General features: G+C 61.9%; 26 protein-coding genes. 9 read left to right on the top strand and 17 right to left on the bottom strand.

Annotated features, from left to right (window positions below; genetic code table 11):
- Window positions 1-787: 787 nt before the first annotated feature.
- Together AC3WJM_RS09720 and AC3WJM_RS09715 are read left to right on the top strand one after the other, a co-directional pair.
- Window positions 788-1,324: an AAA family ATPase gene (locus AC3WJM_RS09720; RefSeq protein ID WP_084784390.1), complete on the top strand. Its 537-nt coding sequence runs from the start codon at window positions 788-790 to the stop codon at window positions 1,322-1,324.
- A gap of 267 nt (window positions 1,325-1,591) precedes the next feature.
- Window positions 1,592-1,975, top strand: coding sequence for a barstar family protein (locus AC3WJM_RS09715; protein ID WP_216363142.1), 384 nt, complete (start codon window positions 1,592-1,594; stop codon window positions 1,973-1,975).
- A gap of 163 nt (window positions 1,976-2,138) precedes the next feature.
- Here AC3WJM_RS09715 and AC3WJM_RS09710 read toward each other — a convergent pair whose 3' ends face one another.
- Window positions 2,139-2,474, bottom strand: coding sequence for a hypothetical protein (locus tag AC3WJM_RS09710; protein WP_306963966.1), 336 nt, complete (start codon window positions 2,472-2,474; stop codon window positions 2,139-2,141).
- A gap of 677 nt (window positions 2,475-3,151) precedes the next feature.
- Here AC3WJM_RS09710 and AC3WJM_RS09705 point away from each other — a divergent pair.
- Window positions 3,152-4,159, top strand: a complete 1,008-nt coding sequence (locus tag AC3WJM_RS09705) for an Ltp family lipoprotein (RefSeq protein ID WP_084784391.1) — start codon at window positions 3,152-3,154, stop codon at window positions 4,157-4,159.
- A 122-nt stretch (window positions 4,160-4,281) separates the two neighbouring features.
- Here the strand turns inward: AC3WJM_RS09705 and AC3WJM_RS09700 are convergent, their stop codons facing one another.
- Entirely contained in the window at window positions 4,282-4,446 is a 165-nt protein-coding gene (locus tag AC3WJM_RS09700; RefSeq protein ID WP_172465516.1) for a hypothetical protein, read from the bottom strand.
- A 343-nt stretch (window positions 4,447-4,789) separates the two neighbouring features.
- Here AC3WJM_RS09700 and AC3WJM_RS09695 point away from each other — a divergent pair, with 343 nt between their 5' ends.
- Window positions 4,790-5,455: a hypothetical protein gene (locus AC3WJM_RS09695; RefSeq protein ID WP_059388046.1), complete on the top strand. Its 666-nt coding sequence runs from the start codon at window positions 4,790-4,792 to the stop codon at window positions 5,453-5,455.
- On the opposite strand, the gene AC3WJM_RS09690 is transcribed toward AC3WJM_RS09695, so the two are convergent.
- Window positions 5,452-6,756, bottom strand: coding sequence for a flavin-containing monooxygenase (locus tag AC3WJM_RS09690; protein WP_492271752.1), 1,305 nt, complete (start codon window positions 6,754-6,756; stop codon window positions 5,452-5,454). The two genes, AC3WJM_RS09695 and AC3WJM_RS09690, sit on opposite strands and share 4 nt — an antisense overlap.
- Here AC3WJM_RS09690 and AC3WJM_RS09685 point away from each other — a divergent pair.
- Together AC3WJM_RS09685 and AC3WJM_RS09680 are read left to right on the top strand one after the other, a co-directional pair.
- Entirely contained in the window at window positions 6,755-7,033 is a 279-nt protein-coding gene (locus tag AC3WJM_RS09685; RefSeq protein WP_492271751.1) for a hypothetical protein, read from the top strand. The two genes, AC3WJM_RS09690 and AC3WJM_RS09685, sit on opposite strands and share 2 nt — an antisense overlap.
- A gap of 64 nt (window positions 7,034-7,097) precedes the next feature.
- The gene (locus AC3WJM_RS09680) at window positions 7,098-7,457 is read left to right on the top strand and encodes a VOC family protein (RefSeq protein ID WP_441438224.1); all 360 of its coding nucleotides are present in this window, start codon (window positions 7,098-7,100) and stop codon (window positions 7,455-7,457) included.
- Window positions 7,458-7,478: 21 nt separating this feature from the next.
- Here AC3WJM_RS09680 and AC3WJM_RS09675 read toward each other — a convergent pair whose 3' ends face one another.
- Window positions 7,479-8,027, bottom strand: coding sequence for a pentapeptide repeat-containing protein (locus AC3WJM_RS09675; protein WP_492271750.1), 549 nt, complete (start codon window positions 8,025-8,027; stop codon window positions 7,479-7,481).
- A gap of 642 nt (window positions 8,028-8,669) precedes the next feature.
- Here AC3WJM_RS09675 and AC3WJM_RS09670 point away from each other — a divergent pair.
- Window positions 8,670-9,281 (top strand): glyoxalase, encoded by a 612-nt coding sequence (locus tag AC3WJM_RS09670; protein ID WP_492271749.1) that lies wholly within the window; start codon window positions 8,670-8,672, stop codon window positions 9,279-9,281.
- Between the two features lie 43 nt (window positions 9,282-9,324).
- On the opposite strand, the gene AC3WJM_RS09665 is transcribed toward AC3WJM_RS09670, so the two are convergent.
- The 3 genes from AC3WJM_RS09665 to AC3WJM_RS09655 all read right to left on the bottom strand — a co-directional run bounded on the left by AC3WJM_RS09665 (window position 9,325) and on the right by AC3WJM_RS09655 (window position 11,753).
- Window positions 9,325-10,101 (bottom strand): ABC transporter permease, encoded by a 777-nt coding sequence (locus tag AC3WJM_RS09665; RefSeq protein WP_059388042.1) that lies wholly within the window; start codon window positions 10,099-10,101, stop codon window positions 9,325-9,327.
- Window positions 10,094-10,882 carry an ABC transporter ATP-binding protein gene (locus AC3WJM_RS09660; RefSeq protein ID WP_084784388.1) on the bottom strand — a complete coding sequence of 263 codons (789 nt, stop codon included), beginning with the start codon at window positions 10,880-10,882 and terminating at the stop codon, window positions 10,094-10,096. The genes AC3WJM_RS09665 and AC3WJM_RS09660 overlap by 8 nt, the downstream gene beginning before the upstream one ends.
- Window positions 10,883-10,988: 106 nt before the next feature.
- Window positions 10,989-11,753: an alpha/beta fold hydrolase gene (locus tag AC3WJM_RS09655; protein ID WP_059388040.1), complete on the bottom strand. Its 765-nt coding sequence runs from the start codon at window positions 11,751-11,753 to the stop codon at window positions 10,989-10,991.
- 364 nt (window positions 11,754-12,117) lie between these two features.
- Here AC3WJM_RS09655 and cspE point away from each other — a divergent pair, with 364 nt between their 5' ends.
- Window positions 12,118-12,321, top strand: a complete 204-nt coding sequence (cspE, locus tag AC3WJM_RS09650; RefSeq protein ID WP_028266315.1) for a transcription antiterminator/RNA stability regulator CspE — start codon at window positions 12,118-12,120, stop codon at window positions 12,319-12,321.
- 329 nt (window positions 12,322-12,650) lie between these two features.
- Here cspE and AC3WJM_RS09645 read toward each other — a convergent pair whose 3' ends face one another.
- Window positions 12,651-13,055, bottom strand: coding sequence for a hypothetical protein (locus tag AC3WJM_RS09645; protein WP_492271748.1), 405 nt, complete (start codon window positions 13,053-13,055; stop codon window positions 12,651-12,653).
- A gap of 940 nt (window positions 13,056-13,995) precedes the next feature.
- On the opposite strand from AC3WJM_RS09645, the gene AC3WJM_RS09640 reads away from it, so the two are divergent.
- Window positions 13,996-16,581: a helix-turn-helix transcriptional regulator gene (locus AC3WJM_RS09640; protein ID WP_492271747.1), complete on the top strand. Its 2,586-nt coding sequence runs from the start codon at window positions 13,996-13,998 to the stop codon at window positions 16,579-16,581.
- A 20-nt stretch (window positions 16,582-16,601) separates the two neighbouring features.
- Here the strand turns inward: AC3WJM_RS09640 and AC3WJM_RS09635 are convergent, their stop codons facing one another.
- The 9 genes from AC3WJM_RS09635 to AC3WJM_RS09595 form a co-directional block, all read right to left on the bottom strand.
- On the bottom strand, window positions 16,602-17,246 hold the full coding sequence (locus AC3WJM_RS09635; protein WP_492271746.1) for an ABC transporter ATP-binding protein: 645 nt from the start codon (window positions 17,244-17,246) through the stop codon (window positions 16,602-16,604).
- Complete coding sequence (locus AC3WJM_RS09630; protein WP_492271745.1) at window positions 17,198-18,727, bottom strand: hypothetical protein; 1,530 nt, start codon at window positions 18,725-18,727, stop codon at window positions 17,198-17,200. Before AC3WJM_RS09630 ends, AC3WJM_RS09635 begins: the two co-directional genes overlap by 49 nt.
- A 6-nt stretch (window positions 18,728-18,733) precedes the next feature.
- The gene (locus tag AC3WJM_RS09625) at window positions 18,734-19,141 is read right to left on the bottom strand and encodes a hypothetical protein (RefSeq protein ID WP_492271744.1); all 408 of its coding nucleotides are present in this window, start codon (window positions 19,139-19,141) and stop codon (window positions 18,734-18,736) included.
- Between the two features lie 36 nt (window positions 19,142-19,177).
- Window positions 19,178-19,786 (bottom strand): hypothetical protein, encoded by a 609-nt coding sequence (locus AC3WJM_RS09620; RefSeq protein WP_059388035.1) that lies wholly within the window; start codon window positions 19,784-19,786, stop codon window positions 19,178-19,180.
- A gap of 10 nt (window positions 19,787-19,796) precedes the next feature.
- Window positions 19,797-20,357 (bottom strand): stage II sporulation protein M, encoded by a 561-nt coding sequence (locus AC3WJM_RS09615; protein ID WP_492271743.1) that lies wholly within the window; start codon window positions 20,355-20,357, stop codon window positions 19,797-19,799.
- 4 nt (window positions 20,358-20,361) lie between these two features.
- Entirely contained in the window at window positions 20,362-20,628 is a 267-nt protein-coding gene (locus AC3WJM_RS09610; RefSeq protein WP_059388033.1) for an uberolysin/carnocyclin family circular bacteriocin, read from the bottom strand.
- Window positions 20,629-20,899: 271 nt separating this feature from the next.
- A complete protein-coding gene (locus tag AC3WJM_RS09605) occupies window positions 20,900-21,154 on the bottom strand; it encodes a TetR/AcrR family transcriptional regulator C-terminal domain-containing protein (protein WP_113990580.1) in 255 nt (84 codons plus the stop codon).
- A gap of 194 nt (window positions 21,155-21,348) precedes the next feature.
- Window positions 21,349-22,788 carry a UDP-glucose dehydrogenase family protein gene (locus AC3WJM_RS09600; protein ID WP_492271742.1) on the bottom strand — a complete coding sequence of 480 codons (1,440 nt, stop codon included), beginning with the start codon at window positions 22,786-22,788 and terminating at the stop codon, window positions 21,349-21,351.
- The gene (locus AC3WJM_RS09595; protein ID WP_492271741.1) at window positions 22,785-24,023 is read right to left on the bottom strand and encodes a glycosyltransferase family 4 protein; all 1,239 of its coding nucleotides are present in this window, start codon (window positions 24,021-24,023) and stop codon (window positions 22,785-22,787) included. Before AC3WJM_RS09595 ends, AC3WJM_RS09600 begins: the two co-directional genes overlap by 4 nt.
- Window positions 24,024-24,193 lie beyond the last annotated feature (170 nt).

The raw sequence follows: 24,193 nt of genomic DNA, 5'->3' as shown, positions 1-24,193 counted from the left end.
ACGGTCAGGTTGAACACTACGGCAGAAACATCTGTAGGAATCCCTGCCGCTCCGCCGACTTGGAAGGAGACTGAAGAATCCGGGGGAACCGCGGCGGTGGTGCGCGTGTCCAGCATCCGCGCCGGAGCCACTGGCATCATGGTCCCCGGCGCTTTAACTCCGCCTGAACCGCCTACCGCCGCGAACGGATAGTCGCCCCCTTGTACGGCTTGGGCGGGGCCTGCAATCGGGACAAGCATGAGAATGCAAACTGCCAGTAGCACGATGAGCGTTCGCAACCGAACTCTGGATTCCGGCGAACCCGTTCCAAAACAATCCAAGCGAACATTAGCCACGCCGACGCCTCAATCCCCCAAAGCCCGCCGAAGGCGGGTGTACTGCCGGACAGTGACTCTGTCCCGCGGAAAAGGTATCACATTGGACACAGGAGCCCCGGCCGCGGGTTTTACGTCCGTACGAACAGATCGAATCAGCAGATTCAACAAGTCGTCGCCGTGCCGAATGTGTTCATCAGCGGGCCGGCCCCTACACGACCTCTACACCCTGTAAGCCAAAGCTGGTCTCTGGAGGCTACGGTGTATCCCATGCCGTCGGCGCAGGACCTTTTGAACCAGACTGACGAACGAGCACCCTGGTCCCGTGTGGATACTCTCCAAACCACCCCAGTTGGTTCCAAGACGATGGGAGCGCCCATAAGTCGATCCCTGAACGGTCACCCCACCATCGATTCTCGGACACGAGCCTTGCCCGCCGCCTATCTATTCCGGGAGAAGATACTGTCGGCGACATGATGATTTGGATCAACGGAACCTTCGGCGTGGGGAAAACTACTGCCGCCAAGGCAGTGGTGGAAGCGCAGCCCGCCCTACGTCTCTTTGACCCCGAAGCGGTCGGATATATGCTCATGGACAGTCTGAAGGACCAGACCTTCGGCGACTTTCAGGACCTGCCGGCATGGCGGGCACTGGTTCCAGCCACGGCTCTCGAAATTCGTCGGCATACGGGACAACACTTGGTGGCCGTTCAGACGGTGCTGCGGCAGGACTATTGGGCAGAACTTAAGGCAAGTTTCAGTGAGTTGGACGATCAAGTCATCCATGTAGTGCTGGACGCCGACGCAACAACCCTCCGGAACCGGATTGAGAACGACCAAGTCGAGTTGTCCGGCAGGCAGTGGAGGCTGGATCACATCGAAAGGTACGCGGTGGCCCGGACGTGGATGATCAAAGACGCTGACCTCGTCATCGACACGTCCCGGCTAACGGCGGAAGATGTTGCTTCTCGAATCGCCGAGGCTGTCACCGCGGAACTCCCTGTCCAGTAACCCTAAGCGGACAATACGAGCGGTGCCCCAAAAGGATCCTTCTCCGGGCGTCAGTGCTGCACCCCAAGTTGTCACTGTTGACGACGAACCCTGGGTATTCGTCAATCGATCACGGGGAGCAAACGGGTGGTGCGTTCCCTATGGGTGATCATGCTGCGGGTTGCGGTCGCTGCATAGTTCTGCCGAGGGCTGGTGCAGAATTGGCGGATGATTATGCCGCGAATCGTTGAGTCAGTGACGAGTGAGTCAGGGCCGTGGGTTCACAGGGTGATTGAGTCAGAGGCTGGATTGATCCGTGCGGCTATCAGTGGGGCTGATGTTCTGGTTATTGAGTTGGATGGTTCGAAGATGCGGTCCATCGATCGATTGTTCGCTGAGTACCAGCAGCGGTTTTCTTTTCCTGACTACTTTGGATGGAATTGGAACGCCTTCGATGAGTGCCTCGGCGACCTTCGATGGCTGCCTGCCCGCAAGTACGTGACGATAATCAGCCATGCGGACCAAGTGCTCTCGAACGAACGGATAGAGCTTGGGACGTACCTGCGCATTATTCACAACGTCGGGAAGACATGGTCCACAACTGTAGGGCTCGGCTACGAGCGGGGACATGCTGATATTCCTTTTAACACCGTGCTTGTCGAGGACAAATGATACCCGTCGGCTAGCTCTGGAACTAGGGGACTCTCGATAACGTCGCCCGATAGGCGATCGACGAACCGGCACCCCCGAGTCTCACCCTGTATTCGCTGCTCTTCGCTCCCGGGCAACGGAAAACGCGCGGTCGGACCGGCCCTAGCCAGCCCGGCGTGATGGGTCAGGACCGATGTGGTTTCTCGCGGACGGGATCGGGCACGTAGAAGCCCCACACACCGTTGGAGAGTTCGGCGGCCGCGAAAGCCACAAGGCTTTCGTTCGGCCCTCTGACTTGGTAGATGTCTGCCCGGTGACGCTGTCGGGGGTGGGCCGGATGCGACACCACGATCCACTGGTGCAGTGAAATCCACGGGGCCCCCGACCACGGATTGACCCCGCCAACGTCAAGTCGCTCGCCTTCAAGTCCGATGCCTGCGTTGGCCCACCCGGCGGTCTCAGGGTCGGAATCCTTCGCGAAGCCAATCCGCGGACCTGGTTCAGACCTGAATTGACTCATGCCAACCAGTCAAGCATAGGAATACTTCACCGCCTGCCACCGCCTTGCCCGACTTTGGCAAGCCCGCCTCGACGCGGCCCGACCAACTTTCGGTGCCCGTAAGCCGGTCGATCACCGTGCCGCGGTAACCCGCCGCCGGCCCGCGGAATTGCTGATCACGGCCATATGTACGTATGACCTGCACGATGAAATGCACGGTGACGGGGGGATTACTGCAACCATTTCTCCCAGTCGCCCAGAGCAGCAAGGTGATGTTCTCGGCGGCCAGGTTGACCGTCGGCGACGAAGCAGGGAGCCAGTCGTCCGCCGGTGCCGGCGGGTGGTGATCGGTGATCCCACGTCCGCGCAGAAGTGTCCGGAACGCCGGGACGAGGCACGGCGTTGACAGGCGACCGGGGACCATTTCGGCCCAAGGCTATTTCCTGTGCAAAGCCTGCCCGAGTCCTGTGCAAATACTGCGCCAAGTGAAGCGGGTATCGACGCATGCTTAAACACGCGCGGATAAAGCGTAGACGCACTTCCGGGGGGAGGAAAACGATACATGGGCAGACCATAGCGCGCCTCTCTCAGCGCCGATCGAATCACGGATGTAACCCGTCCAGCGGATGACCAAACCTCGCACCCACCATGCCCACGCGGAAGCCCGCTTCAAGGGCGTCCCTTTGAAAGGAACCTCAATGAGCTCAGCTGACCCCTTCGGCGCGCCGCAGCAGCCGCAGCCGCCCTACGGGCAGACCCCCTCAGGAACCCAGCCCAATCCTGGCGCGCCGGCACCCTATCTGGGGGGCCCAGCCCTTGGCGGATACGGCGTCAGTAGCAAGTCCTTCCTCGTTACTTGGCTACTCTCCCTGCTCCTCGGCGTTTTCGGCGTGGATCGGTTCTACCTCGGCAAAGTCGGTACCGGCATCCTGAAGCTGTTTACCTTCGGTGGCCTCGGCATCTGGGCTCTTGTTGATCTGATTCTCGTGCTCGCCAACAAGACCCGCGACAGGCAGGGTCGTCCATTGGACGGTTATGACAGGCACAAGAAGGTGGCGTTGATCGTCACCACGGCCTTCATACTCCTAAGCATCATCCTGAACACCACCCGAGCGGCCGCCGTCCAAACGTCTGCCACGACCACCCCCGGACCGAACATGTCTGCCGTCACACCCTCTGCGGCTACAGCGGCTGAGGTCGCTGCTTCTGCCAAGGCTTCGGCCGAGGCTTCAGCTAGGGCTTCGGCTGATGCTGCCGCCAAAGCGAAGTCCGATGCTGACGCCGCCGCCAAAGCGAAAGCTGATGCTGAAGCTGCCGCTAAAGCAAAAGCTGATGCCGAGGCCGCTGCCAAGGCGAAAGCTGATGCCGACGCTGCCGCCAAGGCTCAGGCCGAGGCGGCTGCCAAGGCGGCAGCTGGGACGGTCAGCCAGCAGAACGCTCTGCGTAAAGCTGCCGAATACCTCGGGTTCACCGCCTTTTCGCGCACCGGACTGATCGGCCAGCTTGAGTTCGAGAAGTATTCAACGGAGGATGCGACCTGGGCTGTGGACCGTGTGAAAGTCGACTGGAACCAGCAGGCAGCTAAGAAAGCCAAGGACTACCTAGGATTCACTTCCTTCTCCCATTCCGGGCTAGTCGACCAGCTGATATTCGATGGTTTTACGCCGGAGCAGGCAGAGTACGGAGTGAGCCAGGCGGGTCTCTGACGGTCGAGCTCAGTTTCAAAGTGGCCGTGGTGGACGCATCTTGTTTCGGCGGGTGCAGCAGCTGTGACTGATGGACTGGCATGGCCCCGAGCGAAGAGGGTAGCTGAGGAGTCCCCTTAGCCTCACCGCCCCGCCACGCACTCCGCGACATACTCCGCATCCACGCCCACCCCGCCGACTATCGACGAGTAGTGCCCCGTCAACCACGGCAACCCCACTACGTATAGCCCCGGCTGTTCGGTGACGCGTCGCGGGTAGCTCCAGGCGTCCAGGACAGGAATGTCCACGAAGCTGAGGTCCAGCTGGTAACCGGTCGCCCAAAGTACCGAGGTGATGTTCTCTGCGGCCAGGTTGACCCGGGGCGAGGCGACAGGTAGCCAGTCGTCCGCGGGCGCTGGCTGGTGTTCAGGCGCGTCTATTCCAGCGGCAGAGGAATCAAGAAGCGATTCATATCGAGTTGACTGAGGATGTTTTTCCTCAACAAGGAAAAGTAGTTGTATCTGTCAGTTCAGAATTCTATGCCGAGGCCGAACTCAACTCTGAGCGCTTCATTAATATCATTGGATGGGTTCTGGAAATTGATCTCAGCTAAATTTCCGGGAAAGCGAATATGAGAGGACGCTTGGTTTGATGGATCGCCGGGAAGCAGACTCGGAGTCGCGCATCCGTTGGTTCCTACAGCAGACCATCGGGAAGCCTGCGGGATCGCTGGCCTGCCTTATCCCTCCCGTCTATCCCGCTTATGCCCGGGTGCTGAATCCCGCTATGTCGCCAACTGGTCGACGTTTGCGCTGGTCACAGCTTGCCGGTGATCAGCTGGAGGTTGACGGTGGCACCCAATGGAGCGAGATCGTGGCGGCGTGCGTTCCCGACCCGAATCAAGTCTACGAACCCCAGAACGGTTCCGTTGATTCCGTAGTGGCCGAACGGTTGGTTTCCAGGATAGCGAAGGGCGCCAGGCCGTCACCTGAATGCTTGTTTTTGGTGTGGGAGGGATATGGCGACCTCAATGGCCGGGTTCGAACTTCGCCCGTCATTGTCAATGGCCTTGGTCGGGGACTGCATGTGTTGCGAGGACCGCTCGAACTGGCGCTGGAATCCATCGAGGACAATCCTGCTGGAAGACTGCCCTTGAACTGGCTACCTCTGGATGGAGCGTGGTGCGTCGCTAATGACATCCATGCTCTCTCGGTCTTCATCGGAGGGTCACCATCCCTGATCGGCGAAATACTGGGCGATCGTGAATTGGAGGCCTATTACATCCGGCCCAATCAAACGTTGGTCTCGGAAGACTAGCCTCGCCGCCCCGCCACGCACCCCGCGACATACTCCGCATCCACGCCCACCCCGCCGACGATCGACGAGTAGTGCCCTGTCAGCCACGGCAGCCCGACCACATATAGCCCCGGCTGCTCGGTGACGCCGCGGATATGTCGCGGGTAGTTCCAGGCGTCCAGGACAGGAATATCCACGAAGCTGAGGTCCAGCTGGTAACCGGTGGCCCAGAGCACCGAGGTGATGTTCTCGGCGGCCAGGTTGACCCGCGCCGGTGACGCGACAGGCAACCAGTCGTCCTCCTGCGCAGGTAAAGCCGCAGGCGCGTCTATTCCAGCGGCAGCGATGTAGGCGTCGAGCGCACGGCCCATGCGCTGGCCGAACCCGGCCTCGACTGTTGCGAGGCGTTGTGGGAGGTCGTCCGTGAAGGTGAGTTCGCCGTCGTCGGCTGCTTCCAGGTGCCCGTGCAGCTGGACGCCTTGGCGGCCGAGTTCGCGGAGGTGGATGTCGTGGCCCCCGTCGGTGCCGGAGAGCAGGGGGTTGCAGGCGAACCGCGCCGCGGGGGAGGGCAACTGTCCGACCGTCAAGGCGTTGATCCCGTACTCGGGCCCGTGGATTCCAGCTTGCAGGAGCCAATAGAGGATGTCGTGCCCGCGATACCGGCGCGGCGCCTCCGGACACGTCGACACCGCCAGATGCACCTCGCGCCCGGCCGCGAGCAGGTCTTCCGCGATCTGCCCGCCCGACTGCCCGGTCCCGACGATCAGCGCGGCACCGTCCGGCAGTTGCTCCGGATTGCGATAGTCGTGCGTGTGGAGCTGCAGGACACTCTTCGGGAGTCCGGCGGACAGTGCCGGGATTTTCGGTATTTGGTACGCGCCGGTCGCCAGCACCACATTGCGTGCCCGCCAGCCGCCGTCGGACGTTTCAACGCTGAAGCTGCCATCCGACGTCGAGATCCACGTGACGTCCGTGCCTGTACGGACCGGGGCATCGATCCTCGTCGCGTAGTCGCGGAAATAGTCCACCACGTCGTCACGGGCCATGAACGCCTCCGGCTCCGGCCCCGCGTATGGCATCCCGGGCAGGTCTAGCGAGAAGTTCGGCGTGTTCAGCACGAACGCATCCCAGCGATCCTGCCACGCGCCGCCCAGCGCGGATCGCCGTTCAAGGACCACGTGCTCGACGCCGGCCCGGCTGAGGAAGTAGCTCGTGGCCAGTCCCGCTTGGCCTCCACCGACAACGAGCGTGTCGATCTCGAGGGGGCGGTTTTGTTGTGCCGCTCTGTTCTGTTGTGCGGCTGTGGGCGGGGCAGTCTCCATGAGCGATCCTTCCGGTCCCTTGGCAGAACTTTACGCCCCGAGATTCAGGTGCGGGAGGTGGACTGCACTGTCGGTCCGGACCGTCGTCGCCGATCTGTCCACGACGGCGGGTATCGGCTCGGTCGCCGAGATCTGCGCCAACCTGCGCGGCCTGGAACTGGGCGAAACCGTCTGCGCACCGGGCGTAGAGGACAGCGGTCTTCTCGACGCAGTCTTCCAAGCGGACCTCGCCGCTTTCGGAGCGCACAGCCCGGAGCTTGCCACACGGTACCGGTAGTTTCGGCTAATTCGGATGGTCGAACTTGATGCGATCCTCCGGAAACGGTCCTAGAGTGTTGGCCATGGCTATCGCACGCTTCCCCGTCGTGGTACTCGATTGTCCCGACCCCAAGACCCTGGCCGAATTCTACAGCGCCCTGCTCGAGTGGAAAATCGAGCAGAACGACGACGACTGGTGGTCCGTCCGCGCCGAGTACGGCGATTCGATGGCTTTCCAGAAAGTCGACTCCTACAGGGCGCCGGAATGGCCAGGCCAGGACGTCCCGCAACAGATGCACCTCGACGTCGTGGTCGACGACCTCGACACAGCTGAGGCGGCTGTGCTCGAACTCGGCGCGACCAAGCATGAGAACCAACCGGGAACGACATTCCGCGTGTTCCTCGACCCCGCCGGTCATCCTTTGTGCCTCTGCCTGGACTGACGTGCCTGGCGGGGAGGGTGATCATCGGTTGTGCCAGTGCGGGGGCATTTCGAGATCCGAAGGCAAAAGAGTTGCACGGCCACCTTGCGCGGCGTTGAGCTGCGGTTGGGTCAGATACAAGGCTTTGGAAAGATCGGCGCGTTCAAGCCGGACATCCCTGAGGTCTGCGCCGAGCAGATCCACACCCGATAAGTCACTGCCCCGCAGATCCGCAGCGATAAGGTGGGCCCCGCGGAGGTCTGCCCCGCACAACCGGCGGGAACTGAGATTACTGCCCATCAGGTCCGCTCCCGGCTTGAGCGCTGGATCCAGGTGGTCATCACCGGCGGCAAAATAGGAGGCCCGTACTTCTGCGCTGACATCCATGAGCGTTGACCTCACCTGGGAATGAAGATCTCGAATATCCAGTGAAAGCAGCTCCGGCAGTTCGCCGCGGACTGCCTGCTCGACGGTGTTCCGGAGTTGAACCGCACGGCGTGACGTATCGGGATCGAAAGCCCGGTTCTGTGCCTCGGCCAGGTACCAGAGCATCTCATGAAGCTGACGGGCAGCTTTGAACGCGGAAAACATTTCGTCTTTTGTGCCAGGGTTCTCAAGCCAACTCTTTCCGGCGAAGAACCCTTGCGATACATTTTGACCTGCCCCGTAACAGTCAAAGACCGTGCACCCACGAAAGCCCCTCGGGCCCAGGCTGTGGTGGATTGTGCACGAGAAATCAGGCGCGAGGTTTTGGCAAGGAGAGCCTGCCGGTTTATCGAGCGCAAAATCCGCGGAACGTGAGAATCCGAAGGCCGTGCAGCATAGGGCAAAACAGTTTCCGCAGTCAGGGCGCAGGGATTGCCGGTCTAGGGCAGGCGAAAAGGGCTCGGCTGAGTTCGTTGATGTTGTTTCCATTTGATCTTCCAGTGGTGAGTTCGCTTTTGGGCCGGTGAGCAGGGGAAATCCACATGGAGTTCCCCTGGCAGGCGCAGGGAATCACCGCTCCTCTCGGGAGCGAACTGGAAGCGCTGAAAGACGCTGGATCACAGAGAAAAATGAAGTATCACTGACATCAGAATACTCGACCACCGCCCGGCCATTCCTCGGTTGACATCGACATGAAGCCAGGGCGCACGGGTGCGGAACACATCGGTCAGGATTGAAGAAGCGGTTAGTGGAGCCTCGGCATAAAGTCGAAATCACAAAGCAACCCACCCCACTAAAGGACATGCCATGACCGCCATCGACTCAGTCACCCTCGAAGTTCCCGACCCCGCGGCCGCTACCGCTTTCTACGACGCCGCCTTCGGATTAGGCGAGCGGGTGCGCGTGCGGGCCTCGAACGCTCCTACTGACGGCTTCCGCGGGTTTACGCTGTCGCTCGTCGTGTCGCAGCCGTCTACCGTCAGCAGCCTCATCGATTCCGCTGTGGAAGCCGGTGCCACGACCCTCAAACCAGTGGCGAAGTCCTTGTGGGGCTACGGCGGCGTCGTACAGGCTCCGGACGGCGCGATCTGGAAAGTCGCGACGTCGGCCAAGAAGGACAGCGGTCCCGCCACCCGGGAGGTCGACAAGATCGTGCTCCTGATGGCGGTCGCGGACGTTTCGGCTAGCAAACGGTTCTACGCGGACCGGGGCCTCGCCGTTGGGAAAAGCTTCGGCAAGTACGTCGAGTTCGCGATGCCCTCGAGTCCCGTCCAGCTAGGGCTCTACGCGCGCCGGGCCCTCGCCAAGGACGCCGGCGTCTCTCCCGACGGCACCGGTTCGCACCGTCTCGCGATCAGCAGCGACGCCGGCCCGTTCACCGACCCGGACGGGTTCGCGTGGGAGCCCGCCTCAGCGTGAGGGGGCGCGCGGCGCTGCCAGGGACGCCGCGGCTAGCCCCGCACTACCGCGATTCCCATCGGAACCAGCGGATTCCGATGAAGGCGAACACCGCGACGTAAGCGACGCATGCCAGGAGCGAGCCCGTGTCCTGGCCGCTCCAGGCCGACTGGTTCAGGACATCCGAAAAGAGTGTCATGAGGCCTCCGACCGGAGACCAGTCCGAAATTGACTTGATCGTGTCGCCGAGGATGCCGGTTCCGCCGAGGACGCCTAGGAGCAACAGGGCGATCATGAGCAGTCGGCCGATCGCGCTGATGGCGTTGGTGGACCGGATCAAGCCGACGAGCGCTTGTCCAATGGCCAGGAAGACGGCGGCCCCGAGAATAGCGACGGCGATGACCAAAAGGTACTGGCCAACGTTCAGCGTCAGGCCGTGAACAATTGCACCGACGATCACCACGATGATGGAAGCGACCAGATTGGTGACCACCTGCACGATGAGGCGGCTGGTCATGATCATCCAGTTCGGTGCCGGTGTGACCCGAAGCCTTTGCAGCACACCGATGTCCCGATCGTGAGCCAGGGCCAGCGTGAAACCGAGCAAGCACGACGTGAGCAGGCCAAGGGTCAAGGCCAAACCGATGATGAGGGTGGATCCTCCGAGGCGTGATTGCCCCTTGCCGAAGGTTGTGGCCACGAGGATCACGATCGGCAGCAGGGCGCTCAAGACAAGTGAGGTCTTGCTATTGAGCATCACAATGGAGTCCGCGCGAAGCAACGAGCCCATCGCCAGGCCGAGCGGCGGGCGGGCGGTATTGACCGCGGCGGCGTTAGTCACGGATTTCACTTCCTGTCAGTCCGATGAAGACGTCTTCCAGAGTGGGCGCACCGTGGGCCACTGAGAGCACGCGCGGATCCTCCCTGTGCTTGTCGATCAGCTCCGAGGGCTCTCCAACCGTGAGAAGTACGCCATGGTCGATGATCGCTACCCGGTCACACACGGCCTGCGCTTCTTCCATGGAGTGGGTGGTGAGGAGAATGCTGTTGCCTTCTCCACGAAGTTCTTCGATTCGGCGCCATAGCCCACGGCGCGACTGCGGGTCCAGCCCGGCAGTTGGCTCGTCGAGCAGCAGAAGGAGGGGGTTGTGGATGGTGGCAATGAACAGTGCCAGCCGTTGCTGCTGCCCGCCCGACAGCTGTTTGAACCGTTTGCCCAATTCCTGTTCGAGCCCGATGGCCCGCATGCTCGTACCGATCTGCTCACGCGAGAGTTTCACTCCGTAGAGCCCGCCGTAAAGCCTTGCGATCTGCTGAATGGTCAGTTCGGCCTGGAAACTGGAGGACTGCAGTTGCACCCCGAGGCGCGCTTTCGCGTCCAGAGGCTCTTGTTGAACATCGATTCCGTCCACCAGCAGTTGCCCGGATTTCGGCTTGACCAACCCCTCGATGGCACTGAGTGTGCTGGTCTTCCCTGCGCCGTTCGGCCCCAGCAAGCCGAAGATCTCACCGCGATGAATCTGAAAACTGACGCCGTCGACGACGGTCCGCTCGCCATACGCGACGCGCAACGCGCTGACGTCCAAAACCGGCGGCTGTGCCGGCACATTCACTTCACTCATCGAGCCGTATCCCTCTCAGGCTGGCCGAACCGCCCCATGTCAGGGCGCCGTTTCGATGAGTCTATATGCGGGAACCTGATGTTTTCGTGGGAGCCGACACCGCGCCCTAAACGACCCGATTCGCCCGTTCCCAGTGGTCCCGCAGCAACGCGCCGAGCCGGTCGGGCTCGCTCCGGTGCGGGGGATCGAAATGGTGGCGGTCCGGGAACACCTCGAGGCGGAAGTCCGGGAATACCGTGGACAGCCGCTCGGCAACCTCGCCATAGTCGTCAGGGTTGCTCAGGCCGCCGAGGACGAAGAACACCGGCCGATTGAACGCAGCAAGCCGCGCCCTATCCAGATCGTAAATCTTGAAGTCACGCAGGAATGCCCTGATTCCCGCCGGCCGCTTGGCCATCCACGGCGGCGGCCCGCCTTCGGGCGGTGGCGGAAGGACGACGTCGGGCTTCACTCCCAACCTCATGAACGCGGCCATGAATTGATCTGGCGGTAGCGATTCCAGCGCCTCATAGTCCTTCCAGAGCCGGGTGTGCGCCGGACTCCAATCCCAGCTTCCCGCCCATGCGGGCTCCAGGAGCGTGAGACTGAGCAGTCGCTGTGGATGCTTGGCGGCGAATGCCAAAGACGCTGCCCCGCCGCCCGAATAGCCGAGCAAATGGAACGTCTCCCAGCCCCGGGCCTCGGCCTCGCGGAGGACACCGTCGATTTCGGTATCCAGGCTCCAGCCCGGCGGCGGCTCATCGCCGTCGTACAGTTCCAGGTCCTTCGCGACGGCGTCCACGTCGGGACCCAGCGCTTCGATCAGCGCCCCGTAGGCGGGTTCGGCGGGAAGGACGCTCCCCGGAAGAAGGACGACCCGAATCGGCTCCATGGCGGAACTCTACGCCTCTTGGGGTGCTAAGGGAGGGGGAGGAGGGACTATTTTCCGGGGCCGACGACCGAGAGGCCGGCGTCCAGCGCAGCGGCGAGAGCTCGGTGTAGAGCAGCATCGAAGCGACGAGGCGGTGTCCTGTTGCCGCGGTTGGCGGCGCGCGGCAGATGAAGGATTTCGACAAATAGTAGCCATCCGGCCAAAGGCCTGTATGCTTGGAGCTGTTGTTGTGTTTGGCATTTGGTAGTTCAGGCAGTTCCCGCGGTTCATCAACCGCGACCTTCTGAAGTAACGGTGGAGAACACCCCACACCGGAGGCCCGACAGTCGGGACAACCTCCACCTTCAGTAAGGAAACTGAAAAAATGGCTACAGGTATCGTCAAGTGGTTCAACTCCGAAAAGGGCTTCGGCTTCATCTCCCCGGAAGATGGCAGCCAGGACGTTTTCGCTCACTACTCTGCAATTAACTCGGGCGGCTACCGCTCCCTCGAAGAGAACCAGAAGGTTTCCTTCGACGTCGAGCAGGGCCCCAAGGGTCCCCAGGCAGTAAACATCCAGGCTCTCTAAGCTTCGGATTTCGAAAAGCAGGGCCGGTCATTGATCGGCCCTGCTTTTTTGTGCCCATTTCCTGGTTGCGTGGCGACCTCTCGACGCGCAAATTACCCGGCGACACGCCAAATCCCTGTCGACACCGGAATTCCAGTAGCGACAGGGATTTGGCGTGTCGCTTAGCTTTTGCTGTAGCGCTCGGCCTTGGGCTTGGTCATGTCCGTCCCTGGATCGTCTTCGCTCGGATGTCGGATTCTGCTCAATCATTCGAATGGACAAACGCCGGTCCCGCGGAATCACGGGACCGGCAACTTCGGCGAAGAGAATGATCCAGCAGAATCCGACGGCTATTTCTCGCAGCCGATGCCGTCACCGTCGTTGTCGAGACCGTATATGTCAGTCCCGATCACCTTGACAGGACCACGCACGTAGGCTGGGCCATTACCCTTACCGCCTGCGCAGTCGACGTCTGAAGCAATCGGGACGCACGCCCAGGCATAGTTGGGGTCACAGCCCGACGGCGCTGCGGGAGCCGCTTGCTTTGCGGCCGCCTGTGCTGCGGCTGCTTGCGCTGCGTGTGCTGCGGCGGCTTGAGCCGCAGCCGCGTCGGCCGCTGCTTTGTCGGCCGCTGCTTTGTCTGCCGCTGCTTTGTCTGCCGCCGCCTTGTCAGCAGCGGCCTTGTCTGCCGCCGCCTTCGCCGCAGCTGCTGCTGCGCGAGCGTCGGTTACTTTCTTTGACTCTGAGCGTTCCATCCAAACTAAGGTGCCCGCGTCGGATTTTGTGCAGATGTACACCTTGGGCGGGTAGCTCTCGGTTGCGTTCTCCGTTACGCAGGACGCGGATTTCGGCGCGGTCGGTGTGGGCGTGGGAGTTGGGGTGGGCGTCGCCGAGGCGGAAGTTGACACCGATTGAGTGGCCCCCGCTTGGGAGGTTGTTGGGCTGGCTCCGCCGCAGGCGGCAAGGGAGAGTGCTGCGGCAGTAGACGTGACGATGGCAAAGACCTTGAAGATATTCTTCCGAGATTTCAAGAAGTCGTGCGACGCGTGCTTTATTTCCCCGTTGTTTTCAGGCGCGCGAGTATTCATTTATTGCCCCCATGATTCAGTTTTTGACGCGAATGTCAGCAGATCCTAGCATCTGAAATGCGAGAAAAGAAGAAGTTGTCCACATGGACGAGAAAGCCTCTTGACAGGGTCCCAAGAGGTTGTGGTCCATTCTGCGAATTAGAATTTATATTCGATCTATGAAAACAAGATTCGAATAAATATCCACATGCGCGAGGTTCGATCTAGAGGCGGCCACGAAACCCCCGTAGCGTCGGAAGCAAGAGACCACCACCAGGAGCACAATGGAAAATTCATCGCGAAACCCCACCTCCTTGGACGCCGGGGGAACACTGAGTTTTCTTCGGCGCACACGGAGATGCGGAACAAAACCCCACGTCGGCACACGTAGACGGCTCCCCGCGCACACTGAGTTTTGCCAAAACACCACTTAGATGGCCGTTTCGGACTTTACGGTTTCCCTTGGAACGAGGTTCGTCAGCGCACCCCGGGGGATTCCGTGGGAGTGCTTGGGAGTCCGCCTGCCAACGCCCGGCTTTGGGCAGGAAACAGTTGAATCGTCTGGACCTCGCACCACCTAAGGACCGGAGAGTGCTGGATCAGCGCGTCAGAGAAAGTTGGATCGCGAGTGTTCGATCAGGAAGTTCGGCGAACGCTGGACTACGTTGCTCGCGGAATGATAGTTCGAATTGTCGGCGCGCCTGGCAGCGGCCGCACGAGTGTGGTGCAAAAGGCTATCGCCGATCTGGAAAATACCGGAGCAACGGTTTACTCCGTTTCGGGACTCCGCTCACATCGCGAAATACCCTTTGGTGGAATACATAGCCTGAGCCTGGATATTCGAATAGGCCAATTGGGAGTCCTCGGTGTAGCTGACACCCTGGCGAGCCGGCTCTCCAGGCCAGGGGAGCGCGTGCTTGTGGTCGATGACCTCGACTTCGTCGACACGGAGACTGTAGCGGTTCTGGACGCCGTCCGGCGTCGGACGAAACGGCCCATGATCGTTACCATGAGCGAGTCATCCATCTACTCGATGGCACAGCCAGCGGTGCTCAGCCCCGGACCGGAAGCCAGGGTTCACCTGAATCCGCTTCGCTACGAGCAAGTGAACGAGCTCCTCACCGGCATTCTGGGAGCCCCGGCGGACACCGACACCACTGCCCGGATCCTGACGAAATCGGCAGGGAACCCGCGGCTTGTGGTTCGCATCGCGGAAACTGCTTCCCTCAGTGGCTTGATTGTCCTCCGCCATGGTCAATGGCGCATGACGGGCGACACCCTGTGGAACGAGCACCTTCACGGCACGGTGGAATCCCTCCTCGAAGGACTCGAAGCCGACGAACTCACGGGCCTTCAAGCCATGGCCATCGCCGGGACCACGCCCCTCGACGTACTGCAACAGGTAGTTCATTCCGATGTTCTCGACAGGCTCGAACAGCGCGGCCTCATTTCCGTTGTGGAGGACCTCCACAACACTGTCTCCGCTTCGATCACGCCACCGGTCCTGGCCGACTACTTCCGTGGTCAAAGAGTGCTCACAAGCAGGCGGGTCCTGAAGAGTCGAATCACCCGAGCCCTCAGCGGTTTGCCACAGGAATCCCACGTTGACCTCAACTCGGCTGATTCGCTGATGAGGGTCCTGGCTGCGCTGCGCCTTGAACGGAGCTCGGACGACGCCGCAACGGCACGCCATTTTCATGAGCAAGTATCCGTCCTGGAGCGCAAGCGATACGAGCTGTGGAATGCCGAAAGGTCAGTATCGAATGCTGCGGCACTTCTGAGGGTCTATTGGGGCTCGCCGATTGACGCATCGAGAATTGAGCGGATCCTTGCCCAGACCGTGACCTCGGAAGGCGAATCGTGCGATCTCCTGTTCCTGGCATTTACCAAAGCGCTTTGGGCGATCCATAAGGGCAAAGGACTGGACTCTGCGGCCGGCGCCCTCAGGAGCTTCGGGGAGGAACGTCCCAAATGGTCCGCCGAAGCCGAAGCGGCAGAACTTTTCCTCGTGGCGTCCTACGACAGAATGCCGGAGAACCTCGACGGGATGTTCGCGCGTCTGCACGATCGTCACCCCGAAAGCGGAGTGATAGCCAGCATCCGGGGCATCCTGGAACTCTACCGATTCAACCCTTCCGCCGCGCTCAAAGCCATCGACACTTCAGGCGGCTTAAGAGGCATTCCGGGAATCGAACCGTTCATCCGTGGAATGGCTTTGTTCAGCTCGGGGCGGATCGATGAGTCGATTGTCTTTGCGCTTGACCAACGCGCAGATGCCCGCCGCAAGCTGGACCAGTTCGGGATGGTTTGCAACACCTATGTGGCTGCCCAGGCCCTGATCTACCGCGGCTATTTCGACGACGCCGAGTACCTCATGGGCAGTGTGTTTGCCATGGGGCGGCCAGGCTTCCTGGTGGCTTCCCTTCACGACGCAATGCTTAGGCTCGCCGGGCTCAGGACGGCGACGTCCGCGATCTTGCCCGCAGCGACCCTTGCCACCCAGGCACGGCGCGAAGCTGAAGACATCGGCCCGCTCCCCGGGACAGCGAGAGGCGTGTACGAGCTCGTCGCCGCGCGACCCCTCATTCCCGCTGTATTCGACGGGAAGGCCGCGAAACTCATTCAACGGCAGCTCGAACGTGGCTATGTCCTCGAGGCGATCTATTCCGCGCTCTTCTTCACGTGCCTTCTCCCGGGCCGGAAAGTTCTCGATCTCCTCCGGCAGACCTTGAAAGAGTATGCACCGGCCGCTTCACATGATCAGCTCTTGGCAATTGCCGCGGCCGTGGTGGAGGATGACCACCAAATGCTCGGCGTGCTGCTCGAGCATTACGAGCCCGACGCCGATTTCTACCAGGTCCGGATGCTGCTCCGCGGCGCCTTCAAGCGGTATGCGTTCGTGGACAACACGATCGGTGCGGCTGCGATGGACCGGGCGTACTCCATGTTCGCGGCACGTTTTCCTTCGCCGGATGAGCCCGTCGCGTTTAGTTCCGGAAGCTACTCGCCCCTGACCGTCCGGGAAATCGAGATAGCAGCCCTGGCAGGTCATCGCTCCAACCCGGAGATCGCCGAGCATCTGGGAATCAGTATCAGGACCGTGGAAAGCCACATCTCCAACGCGCTGCGCAAGACAGGAAGCCCTTCCCGCACGGCCCTCTTTGACCTTGTCCGGGATTCGTCTCCGTTCCGCGAAAAGCGGCTTTCCGAGTGAGCCTGCCAGTGGGCTTCGGTCTACGCGATTGCTCCTTCCTCCTTGAAGACGAAGGAATGCCTAACGGTCAGTTGCTCCGGAATTGTGTGCGAAATGAGGACAACCACTTTGTGCTGTGCCCAGTCGCCGAGCTCGTCGATCAGGGCCTCGATGCCTCGAACGTCCATGCCGTTGAAAGGCTCATCGATGGCGACCACAGGGGTGTCGGCCACAGTGCACATGAGCAGCCAGAGCTTCCGGATATTGCCCGTGGACAGCATGGAGACGGGCTGCTCCACCCAGTCCTTCAGTCCATACTTGGCCAGCCGGGCGAGCCCGGCCTCCGGACCGACCTGACGGCTACGTGCCGCCAGGGCCAGATGGTCTTGAACCGTCATGGAGGGGTAGAGCGCCGGCGTCGTACGGCAGACGCTCCGTACGTGGCGCGCGTCCGGTGAGCTGGCGTCGATACCGCAAAGCCGAACGCTTCCGGCCCAAGGTTGGAGGAAACCGCTGATGAGCTCCAGGAGCGTCGATTTCCCGCTGCCATTGCTGCCGGCCACACGGTAAAGCCCGGGCTCGTTCATGCTGAGACTCAGTCCGTCCAGGACAGGGGTGCCTTGCCGGTAGCCGGCGGTTACAGAATCGATTTCGATCGAAGCCTCAAAAGACGTTGATGCAGGCATACGGCGGCTCCCAGGATCAAGAGGATGGAATAGCCCAACAACAGCACGGTGCTGAACTCGGGGCTGACAACAAGAATGAGCGAGCATGGAGAAATCAGGAGGAGTGTGAAGAGGCCGTCCATCACGTCATTGGACTTGGTCCCGTCAGTGGTGGTTGGCGGACGGGAGAGGGATTCCGCGACGACTCCGGACGCCGCGACGATCAAACCCGCGAGGACAGCACCAGGAGCCGGAAGGTCCAGTGCGAGAAATGCCCCTAGGAAAACAAATCCACCGATGGCCGCCCCCGCCATGACGTAGATTCCGACGAGCCGGACAACGATCGCGGTGGCGGAGAAGCCGTTCTCCCACGCGAAGCGGTAGTGGTACAGCTTCGCCGTGGGCCCGATCCGATAGAGCATCGGTTCCGTGACGCCGAGGCTCAGGAGCACGGCAGCACCAATCAAGGATTTGTGCAGCTCTCCGGAGCCGAGAGCCGACTGCAGGGGGAAGACGCCCCTCGCTCCCAAGAGGATGCCAACGACGGCGATCCAGGCAAGGACGATGGTGGCGATCACCGAGCCCTGTTTGCTGCTCAACAGATCAGTGACAACGAATAGCCCGAAGCTTGTCGCCGGCCGTTGGCTGCCGCCCCGCTCCGTATTGAAAGAAATCCTGCGGTAGCTGAGGCGGCGCCAGGCACGGATGCTGAGCAGGATCAATATCCCGGACGCGGCCGCCGCCAGGGAGTACAACGCCGGAAGGAAGCGCGAGGGGTCCACGGCGAGGCCGCCGAGCCGGGAGAGCTGAGGCAGGAGAAATCCCGTGGCAGCCCCGAGCAACAATCCAAGGATGAGCGCCAAGACGCCATACCGCCAATGGAGGCCCATCCTTCGTGCAGGTGTTGAAGCGAAATGGAGGACGCAGTAGACGCACGCACAGGAGGCGAGAGCCAGGACGGAGGCCGAAGCCGCCACGACGCCAAAGTAGCTCGGCGATTCCTCGAAGAAGACCAGGAGGAATACCGCGGCCGAATACCAAAGGATGCCCGTGCGGCGGAACGCCGGGACCAGACCGTATCTCACCACAACCTGCGGGAGGGGAAGTTCCATCGCCCGGAAGAGCTCCAAATGCGGAGTGCCGGATACTGCCAGCCGTCGGCTTGAAACTACCTCGGTGAGAACTGAGGCGACCGCGGAGTAGAGGATCGCGAGGAATTCCCAGTTGAGCACAGCAGCCGTGTCTTGGCGGAGCGGGCCGTCGCGGAGAACAGACATCGTGGATGCGAACACCATTGTTCCGAGCAGGACCAAGGCGATCGATCCGAAGATCGCGAGGGCCCTGAAACCGTCCAGCGTGAGCGGCAAACGCATCGCATTGACGATTTCGAAAGCCCGAAAGTCGCGCAGGATTCGGTAATCGGACCTCCGGACCGACACAGCAGGGACGCTGGCGTTAGAAGCTTGGCCTGCGACGTCGGCGGGTGGGGTTTTGGTCCTCATCGGCGCCTAGAACTTGCTCCGCGGACTCTTCTTCTGGACTGAGTCCATGAAGGCCACAATGGTGAGGACCGCGAGGCCGAGCGCACAGACCGCGGCGATGGCCGACGTCGTGCCCTGGAACGGGACGACTATTACCGGGCTGAGGGCCGCCGCGTTGGCGAAACCGGCGACGGCGAAAACGGCCGCCTTGAGCGGTAGCCATTTCCCGGCCTTGCTGAAGGCCGCAATCAAGGGTGCCCCCACTCCGAAGACGAGAAGTACGGTGACCATCGTGTTCTTCACGGCGAGGGGATCTATGTTCTTGAGGCCATCCGGGGCGGGAGAAGCCCACATCAGGCCGACTGAAATGCAGGAGAATGCAGCGACCAGGAGGCCCACGATTCGTAGAAGCAGGCCGAAGAGCTGAGTAGTCATTGAGAATTTCTGTCCGTGGGTGGTGGTTGAGGAAGGTCAGCCGATGGCGACTATTGTTGACAGACCCATGGCCGAAAGCACAACGAGGATCTTCCTGCCTGTGGAAAACTCGCGCCAATGTCGGTAGAAGATCACCAGGGCCAGCACGGCCATCGAGGGGAAATAGGCCCAATATCCGGGGATTTCCCGCGGTTGGATGACACCAAAGGCCACGCTGAAGAGATTCACCGGGATCGTGGCGAGAATGGCGATCACAAAGAAGGCCCCGATCTTGAAGCGGCCCGCGAGCACCGATTTTCCCGGGATCACCCGTTTGTCCAAGAACGCGGCCAGCGAGAAGTACAAAGCGATGATCACGGCGTAGACAAGGAAGAACAAAACGGTGCCCACGGTCATGGAGAGGCTCAGGAGGCGATCGTCCCCGATTTCCGAGCGCACGTCCGCCGGAACGTTCGCGTTGAGATACTTTCTGGTCAGGGGAAGCCGCAGAGCCACCAAAGCCATGAGCAGGATGTAGCCCGCGATCCACAGACCCCGGGACGTCGAGACCCATTCCCTGGCTGAGGACGGCTCGGGACGCAACTTTCCGACCTTTGCGACGCTGATGACGGTTTCGGACTTCCGTCCGTCTTCCGTGCTGGTCATGAATTCCTCCTCAGGTCTTGAGCTGAATCACGATGGCCTCGATGACGGCACCGAGGACTATCAGGGCGATGGCAATGAGCAAAGTGCCGAGGGAACGGGCCATGTCGTCGATGAACGACCTCAGGGTTGGAGGCTCGTTCTTCATCAGCAGCCTCCGAGCCAGGCCCGCGGCGGGCTGGAATCCGGCGGTCGCCGCCATCACCAGGCCGAAGAACTCGAACGGGACGTACCACATCACGTCCGCAACCAGGCCCGCACCGCCGGCGGAATGCACCCCGAGGGATACCGTCGCCCCGACATACAGCGCCAGGATTCCGGCTCCGAGCAGCGTGGTCATCCCGAGGGTCGCGACCCCCGAATAGAGCACCAAGGCCGCACCGACGTTTCGCCCAAGGATCTGGAGGAAGTCTTTGCTGTAGAGCGGACTCCCACCCATGTCCCTGGCGTCCCGGATCCAGGACAGGTCCACCGACGAGTAGCCGAAGACGGCTATGGCTGCCATGGCGAGGCCCGTGCTTGGGAGCAACCATCCAGGGATGCCCCCAAGCACGCGTGCTGTCTTAGCAAGCATCGATTTAGGCGACTGCTTGCGCCCGGCCGATGCGGAAGAGGATGCCTCGAGCCGTTGCGATCAAGGCACCCGTGATTCCTGCCCCGAAAATTGTGCCGATGACAACGAGAGCCCAGCCTCCGACCTCAATGGCGTGCATGATCTGGGACGCCGCCGCGGCAGAGATCCCAAGGGACCCCGCGATCCATGAAACGGCCAAGCTCGCGCCGAAGATGCCAACCACGGCCAGCGCAGCCGCGGCCGCAGCCTGAAGGCCGGTCCTTTTCGTCATTGTTGATTCCACTACAACCCCATTTCTCGAGTAGAACGGCCAACGGTTTCGCTGGCCTTGAAGAGTGGTGACCCTCCTCAAAGGAAGGCCATCCACGATTCAGATTCTCTCGGTGAAATTGGCGTCTCCGTGTAAAAAACGGAAAAATCCGTGTGCAAAAGGCCGTTTCTCAGTGTGAATAAGCCGGATCTCCGTGTGCGCGGTGGCCCGTCTACGTGTAATCCGGGCAAAAACACTGAGAGCCGTTCTCGGCCTGGGAACGCTAAGGAACTTAGACGTGGCCGGTCTGGTCGTGGACCGTCAATGTCCCGGCGAGGTCGAGGTCTGCGCCGGTGCCGTGCGCCCCGGCGTGTGCGAGGAGTGCGGCACCAAGTGCGGCGCTCCAGAATGTCCTGGCTTCGACGTCGACGGGTCGCTTGAGGCTCCAACCCCGGCTGCCGACAAGCTGGGTCACGAAGCGCTCCGATTGGCGGAACAGCAGTTGGAGGTGCTCGTCGACCACGGGGGCGAGCTCGGCCTTGGCGATTCCGGTCGCGAGTGCGAGTCCCGTGCCATCAGGGAGGTTTTCCCGACATCAACCTCGACGTCGCCATCCAACGACGGAACGTCCCTCAGCAGGCTGTGCTCAGCAACTCCTTCGGTTTCGGTGGGCAGAACGTCTCCCTCGTCATCACCGATGCACTGCACCCCAAAGCCCCGAATACACGATGAACCACGCGGCTACCGTCGCGTGGAGGGTGCCTTGGCCGGCGAACCGACAATGAACGGGCGTGTGTTGAGCGGTTCGACGGGAACGACGGGAGGTTTGGCTTCGGTAAGCGGATCCGAAGTCTCATCGTGGGAGCCGGTTCCGAGCCCGCGAACCGTCCAGCCTTGCGCCCGCCATGCTCGAGCATCCAGGACGTTCCGCGCGTCCAGGACCATCCGGCGTCGTACGAGCGAGCCGACGGCGGCGGGCGAGAGGGCACGGTATTCGTCCCATTCGGTGAGCAGCAGCACCAACTCGGCGCCTTCGAGAGCGCGCGTGGTGGACGCTTCGAAGCGGAGCTGCGGATAGCGCATCCAGGCATTGTTGATCGCCTTGGGATCCGTCACCGTAACGTGGGCGCCGGCCGCGGCGAGTTGGAGTGCGACGTCGAGGGAGGGGGAGTCACGGATATCGTCGGTGTCCGGTTTGAACGCCGCGCCCAGTACGGTGACGGTGCGGCCGGACAGGAAGCCCTTGCACATGTCACGGGCGACGTCCACGGCGCGGGCGCGCTGGCCCAGGTTGATGGAATCGACCACACCCATCCACTCGTCGAGGGAAGGCACGGACAGCGCTTGTGCCTGTGCGCGGAACGAGCGGATGTCCTTCGGCAAGCAGCCGCCGCCGAAACCCAGTCCAGCGTGGAGGTACCGGTTGCCGATGCGCGGATCCAGCCCCATCGCCTCACTGAGCTCGGTAACGTCGGCCCCTGAAGCGTCGCAAAGCTCGGCGATGGCGTTGATGAAGCTGAGCTTCGTGGCGAGGTACGCATTGGAGGCGGACTTGATGAGCTCGGCGGTCGCGAAGTTGCAGACCAGCCGCGGGATCCCGGCCGAAATCAGAGGTTCGTAGACGGCGTCGAGCGCAGCCGTGACAGGGGCGCCCGCGGCAGAGTCCTTGCCGCCCGGCACGCCGTACACCAAACGATCCGGGACCAATGAGTCCTTCACTGCCGTACCTTGGCGCAGGAACTCGGGGTTCCAGCCGAGCAGGACATCCGGCCTGCGGGCAAGGATGCCGCGGAGCATGTCCACTGTTCCCACGGGAACGGTGGATTTGCCGACGACGGCGGCGCCCCTCGCCAGGTGCGGAAGCAGGCTCTTCGTGGCTGCGATCACGTAGGAGAGGTCCGCCGTATCCGAGGTCTTGGATTGCGGAGTGCCCACGCAGAGGAAGTGCGTCTGGGCGCCGGCGGCGTCGGCGAAATCGGTGGAGAACGTGAGCCGCTTGGTAGCGAAGCCGTCGCGGAGAAGTTCGTCGAGGCCGGGTTCGTGGAAAGGCGCGAAACCCTTGTTCAGGTGGGCCACCTTCTGGGCGTCGACGTCGATGCCCACCACGGTGTGGCCCATCGACGCGAGCGTGGCGGCGTGCACTGCGCCAAGATAGCCGCAGCCTACAACGGAGATTTTCATGCGGGGAGTCCTTTGCTGGAAGTCACGGAAATGGTGGCAGGCTTTGCCGCGTGAAGTTCGGACGCCCGAAGTTCGGCTGCCTGAACCGGGTGGCTGGGAGCGGCGGCCGGTTCTACGAGCGCTTCCCCCGCGATTACCGCCTCGTAATGCTCGACGAGTTGGGCACTCAGCACCGGCCAGGTCCGGCCTTGGACCGAAGCGAGTGCCGCCGTTCCGAACGCACGGCGCTTGGCGTCGTCGCCCACCAAGTCCTGCACGTAGGCCCGCAACTGCGCGAGGTCTCCTGGCTCGTAAAGCCAGCCGGTGCGCGAGTTTTCCACGAGATCGAGGGGACCGCCCCGGCCGGTGGCCACGACGGGAACGCCGGAGGCCATGGCCTCCTGGATGGTCTGGCAAAACGTTTCGAACTCTCCGGGATGGACGAAGAGGTCGAAGCCCGCCACGACTTGGGCCAATTCGTCGCCGCCGAGGAACCCGGTGAAGAAGGCATTCGGCAGAGCTGCTTCCAGGGCGGCGCGTTGCGGACCGTCGCCCACAATGACAAGCCTGGTTCCCGGCAGGTCCGCCAGCACGGCGAGGTCCTCCACTTGTTTCTCGATCGCGAGGCGGCCGACGTAGCCGATGATGCGCTCGCCGTGGGGCGCAACGGAGGTGCGCCACGCCGTCGAGCGCTTGGTGGGGGAGAAGCGCGCGGTATCCACACCGCGCCGCCACATTCCCACCCTGAGGATCCCGCGGCCGCGCAACTGGTTGAGCGCGAACGTGGACGGGACCAGTGTCCGGTCTGCACGAAGATGGATGTTGTCCACCCGGTTCCATGCCCAGTTCTCCAGCATGGGGAGCCCATAGCGGCCGGCGTAGCTGGGGACCTCGGTTTGGTAGATGGCAACCGTCGGAATGCCGAGCTGGTGCGCAGCTTGCACAGCCCGCCACCCGAGGACGAAGGGCGATGCGAGGTGGACAACGTCCGGTGCGTAGTCGGCAAGGATTCTCTTGACCCGGCTCACACCGCCCAACGCCACCCGCACATTGGTGTATCCGGCCAAGGGCACGGACGGGAGGCGGTGGACAAAAGCGCCGTTCACGACGTCCGAGACAGCAGTGTCCGACGTCGACGGCGCAATCACCATCACTTCGTCGCCGCGCTCTTGCAGATGCTCGAGCACCCGCAGGATGGAGTGCGTGACCCCGTTCATGAGCGGCAGGAATGATTCGGCAACGATAGCGATCCTCACCCCTCCACGGTGTGCGCGGCGGTTGGCGAAGCGGGGGAATGGGCGTGACCGCAAGGGGAAGGTTTGGTTAACAAATTGACGTTGCTTCCCCGAGTGGAGGATCCGTAGCGACCGAACATGCGCAAATCTAGGTAATTACGCAACTCAAAGACGGGTAGGACTTACTCTTA

Source organism: Arthrobacter sp. FW306-1B-G06A (assembly GCF_058781765.1).
This window is presented reverse-complemented; position numbering and strand designations above follow the sequence as displayed.

What these genes read in the sequence shown, in the direction of transcription:
- AC3WJM_RS09625 (WP_492271744.1), bottom strand. Translation starts at nt 19,141, where the DNA reads ATGACTACTCAGCTCTTCGGCCTGCTTCTACGAATCGTGGGCCTCCTG.
- AC3WJM_RS09695 (WP_059388046.1), top strand. Translation starts at nt 4,790, where the DNA reads ATGGATCGCCGGGAAGCAGACTCGGAGTCGCGCATCCGTTGGTTCCTA.
- AC3WJM_RS09690 (WP_492271752.1), bottom strand. Translation starts at nt 6,756, where the DNA reads ATGGAGACTGCCCCGCCCACAGCCGCACAACAGAACAGAGCGGCACAA.
- AC3WJM_RS09685 (WP_492271751.1), top strand. Translation starts at nt 6,755, where the DNA reads ATGAGCGATCCTTCCGGTCCCTTGGCAGAACTTTACGCCCCGAGATTC.
- AC3WJM_RS09600 (WP_492271742.1), bottom strand. Translation starts at nt 22,788, where the DNA reads ATGAAAATCTCCGTTGTAGGCTGCGGCTATCTTGGCGCAGTGCACGCC.
- AC3WJM_RS09710 (WP_306963966.1), bottom strand. Translation starts at nt 2,474, where the DNA reads ATGAGTCAATTCAGGTCTGAACCAGGTCCGCGGATTGGCTTCGCGAAG.
- AC3WJM_RS09635 (WP_492271746.1), bottom strand. Translation starts at nt 17,246, where the DNA reads ATGCCTGCATCAACGTCTTTTGAGGCTTCGATCGAAATCGATTCTGTA.
- AC3WJM_RS09615 (WP_492271743.1), bottom strand. Translation starts at nt 20,357, where the DNA reads ATGCTTGCTAAGACAGCACGCGTGCTTGGGGGCATCCCTGGATGGTTG.
- AC3WJM_RS09630 (WP_492271745.1), bottom strand. Translation starts at nt 18,727, where the DNA reads ATGAGGACCAAAACCCCACCCGCCGACGTCGCAGGCCAAGCTTCTAAC.
- cspE (WP_028266315.1), top strand. Translation starts at nt 12,118, where the DNA reads ATGGCTACAGGTATCGTCAAGTGGTTCAACTCCGAAAAGGGCTTCGGC.
- AC3WJM_RS09680 (WP_441438224.1), top strand. Translation starts at nt 7,098, where the DNA reads ATGGCTATCGCACGCTTCCCCGTCGTGGTACTCGATTGTCCCGACCCC.
- AC3WJM_RS09670 (WP_492271749.1), top strand. Translation starts at nt 8,670, where the DNA reads ATGACCGCCATCGACTCAGTCACCCTCGAAGTTCCCGACCCCGCGGCC.
- AC3WJM_RS09675 (WP_492271750.1), bottom strand. Translation starts at nt 8,027, where the DNA reads ATGTTTTCCGCGTTCAAAGCTGCCCGTCAGCTTCATGAGATGCTCTGG.
- AC3WJM_RS09645 (WP_492271748.1), bottom strand. Translation starts at nt 13,055, where the DNA reads ATGGAACGCTCAGAGTCAAAGAAAGTAACCGACGCTCGCGCAGCAGCA.
- AC3WJM_RS09655 (WP_059388040.1), bottom strand. Translation starts at nt 11,753, where the DNA reads ATGGAGCCGATTCGGGTCGTCCTTCTTCCGGGGAGCGTCCTTCCCGCC.
- AC3WJM_RS09720 (WP_084784390.1), top strand. Translation starts at nt 788, where the DNA reads ATGATGATTTGGATCAACGGAACCTTCGGCGTGGGGAAAACTACTGCC.
- AC3WJM_RS09620 (WP_059388035.1), bottom strand. Translation starts at nt 19,786, where the DNA reads ATGACCAGCACGGAAGACGGACGGAAGTCCGAAACCGTCATCAGCGTC.
- AC3WJM_RS09610 (WP_059388033.1), bottom strand. Translation starts at nt 20,628, where the DNA reads ATGACGAAAAGGACCGGCCTTCAGGCTGCGGCCGCGGCTGCGCTGGCC.
- AC3WJM_RS09705 (WP_084784391.1), top strand. Translation starts at nt 3,152, where the DNA reads ATGAGCTCAGCTGACCCCTTCGGCGCGCCGCAGCAGCCGCAGCCGCCC.
- AC3WJM_RS09660 (WP_084784388.1), bottom strand. Translation starts at nt 10,882, where the DNA reads ATGAGTGAAGTGAATGTGCCGGCACAGCCGCCGGTTTTGGACGTCAGC.